Source organism: Mycobacterium sp. (assembly GCF_049683935.1).
GTDB lineage: Bacteria > Actinomycetota > Actinomycetes > Mycobacteriales > Mycobacteriaceae > Mycobacterium.
Genome location: NZ_JBAUJR010000179.1, coordinates 1 through 2,815, shown reverse-complemented (window position 1 = coordinate 2,815; position 2,815 = coordinate 1). Strand labels below are relative to the sequence as shown.

Genomic DNA, 2,815 nt, shown 5'->3' with positions numbered 1-2,815 from the left:
CGAAGGCGAGGGTCTGCACCAGGAGCACCACCACCACCGCAGCGACGCCGAACGGACCCGCTGAACCGTCACGCATCACGGCCAGCGCCCGCTCCGGTGGGCCGTAGCAGCCCAGCGCGTCGGTGGTGTCCGACAGTCCGTCGATGTGCAGACCGCGGGTCGCCGCCAGCAGCACGGCCACCGCAAGGGCGCCTGCCAGTGCACTGCCCTCGCCGAACGCATACGTTCCAGCCCACAGCACCGCCGCGGCCAACGCGCCCAACGCCACGCCGACGACCGGAAGCGCGGTCATCGCGCCGCGACCGATGTGCCCTGTGCGACCGGCCGGCACCGGCAGCACCGTCGCGAACGCGAAAGCGCCTGCGACAGAACGGATCATGTGTTGATGCCGGCTTGCTCGAACGTGGCCATCGACGCGAGGGTGCCCACTGCGGCCCGCAGAACCGGCAGAGCCACCAGGGCGCCGGTACCTTCCCCCAGTCGCATTCCGAGATCGATGAGGGGGACCAGTTCGAGGTACTGCAGCGCCAGCGAATGCGCCGGTTCGGTGGAGCGGTGGCCGGCCTGCCACCACTGCTTCGCACCGGGAGCGAGCCGTTCGGCCGCGAGCGCGGCAGCCGTCACCACAACGCCGTCGAGCAGCACCGGGGTGCGCCGGACTGCGGCCTGAGCACAGAATCCGGTCATCGCTGCCAAGTCGGCGCCGCCGCAGATCCGCAGCAGCGCAATGGGATCCGCGGTGATCCTGCGAGTCCGATACAGCGCGTCACGCACGGCGGCGGTTTTGCGGGCCCAACCGGCGTCGTCGATGCCGGTACCCCTGCCCACCGCGGCGACCGGTTCGGTGTCGGTCAACGCGGCGATCAGGGTGGTCGCCGGAGTGGTGTTCCCGATGCCCATGTCGCCGGCGATCAGCAGATCTGCGCCGGCATCGACCTCCTCATCGGCGATCCGACGGCCCGCCTCGATCGCCTCGACCACCTGCTCGGGGGTCAGTGCATCGTCGGTGGCGATGTTGCCGCTGGAGCGGCGAACCTTGTGCGCACCGATCGACGGGGAATGCGGCGCTTCGACGTCGACCGCGAGATCGGCGACCCGAACCCCGGCGCCCGCCAACGCGGCCAGCACGTTGACCGCCGCGCCGCCGGCATCGATGTTGGCCACCATGGCAGCGGTCACCTCGGCGGGATACGCGGACACCCCGGCCGCGGCGACCCCGTGATCACCGGCAAACACCACCACCCGGGCGCGCGTGAACTGCTCGGGGGGACAGACACCCTGACAGGCGGCCACCCACACCGAGAGTTCTTCGAGGCGACCCAGAGCGCCCAGCGGCTTGGTGAGAACGGTCTGCCGCTGCCGTGCCGCGGCTGCCGCTGCGGTATCAGGGGCGGGAATGGCAGGAAAGTAGGCCACCCGACGTCACACGACGGGGGTGCCGCGCTCGACCTGCGGTCTCGGCGCGCGCATCCTGCGCAGTTGCGAGGCGCGGCTGGAGGCGTAGAAGCCGAGCTTCCAACCGGTTTCGGTGTTGTCGGGGAACTTCTGATCCGCCAGACGATTCACCTTGCGGCCCAGGATGAACCCGTCGACGACCATGACCAGCACCAGCACCAGCATCGCGGGTGACAACATCTGCTGCACCTGGACCGAGGGCACCGCGAGCATGACGAAGATCAGGCCGAGCGCAGACGGCATGAACAGACCGAGCAGATTGCGCCGCGAATCGACCACGTCGCGGACATAGCGGCGTACCGGACCCTGATCGCGAGGCAGCAGGTAGGCGTCCTCGCCGGCCATCATCCTCTCGCGGCGCTTCGACATGTCCGAGCGGCGCTCGGAGCGCTGGGCCTTCTTCTCCTCGCGCGACAGCTTGGGGCCACCGAGCTCCTTGCGGCGCTTACGGGCCTCCGCACTGGTCAACGGTGCGGGTGCCACCGGGCCGCGTCTGCGGCTCGCCTCGCTGCGCTTCGGCGTCGGCTTCCCCTTGGGGGCCGTGGTCACGCGCTGGCCGGCAGAGCCGGCGGGCGCGACGTCGGCGCTGTCGTCGGAGTTGTCGGGGTCAGCGTCCCCGGAATCGTCTCTGTTGCGGCCCAGCAATTTCACCCTGCCAGGTTACGTCTCGGCTGACCGGCGGGGCACCGGAGTCCCGGACATGCGTCGGTCCGGGGGAGGCCATAGTCTGCCGGGATGGCGCGCATCAATGTGCTGATCGCTCCGGACTGCTTCGGCGACAGCTTGACCGCGGTGCAGGCGGCGCAGTCCATCGCAGACGGTTGGGGCCGGTCCCGGCCCGACGACGGACTGGCGCTGGCTCCGCAGTCCGACGGTGGACCGGGGTTCGTGGAAGTGCTGGCCAGTCGACTCGGCGAGGTACGCACCGAACGGGTGAGCGGTCCGCTGTCCAGTGACGTCGACGCGCAGTGGGTGCTCGATACCGACCCGCCGGTCACCGCGTACATCGAATGCGCGCAGGCGTGCGGCCTCGCACTGCTGGGCGGGCCGCCGTCGGTGAGCACCGCGCTCGAGGCGCACAGCAGGGGAGTCGGGCAGCTCATCGCCGCTGCGAGAGCGGCTGGCGCGGGTCGGATCGTGATCGGGCTCGGAGGCAGCGGCTGCACCGACGGCGGCCGGGGCATGGTGGAGGCGCTGGGCGGCGTGACGGCGGCACAGGAGTTGCTCGACGGCGTCGAGCTCATCGCTGCCAGTGACGTCGAGCACCCACTTCTCGGTCCGCGGGGCGCCGCGGCGGTGTTCGGTCCGCAGAAGGGTGCCGATCCGGCCACCGTCGCGATCCTGGAGGACCGCCTGACCG

General features: G+C 70.7%; 4 protein-coding genes. 1 reads left to right on the top strand and 3 read right to left on the bottom strand.

Annotation, left to right across the window (positions count from 1 at the left end):
* The 3 genes from WA965_RS09955 to WA965_RS09945 all read right to left on the bottom strand — a co-directional run.
* The coding region (locus tag WA965_RS09955; RefSeq protein WP_526447450.1) for an adenosylcobinamide-GDP ribazoletransferase at window positions 1-379 on the bottom strand (379 nt) is incomplete at its 3' end.
* Entirely contained in the window at window positions 376-1,416 is a 1,041-nt protein-coding gene (gene cobT / locus WA965_RS09950) for a nicotinate-nucleotide--dimethylbenzimidazole phosphoribosyltransferase (protein WP_526295097.1), read from the bottom strand. The genes WA965_RS09955 and cobT, both read right to left, overlap by 4 nt.
* Window positions 1,417-1,422: 6 nt before the next feature.
* Window positions 1,423-2,106, bottom strand: a complete 684-nt coding sequence (locus WA965_RS09945) for a DUF3043 domain-containing protein (protein WP_526295095.1) — start codon at window positions 2,104-2,106, stop codon at window positions 1,423-1,425.
* Between the two features lie 84 nt (window positions 2,107-2,190).
* On the opposite strand from WA965_RS09945, the gene WA965_RS09940 reads away from it, so the two are divergent.
* Window positions 2,191-2,815: glycerate kinase (locus tag WA965_RS09940; protein ID WP_526295093.1), on the top strand; the 625-nt coding region annotated here is incomplete at its 3' end.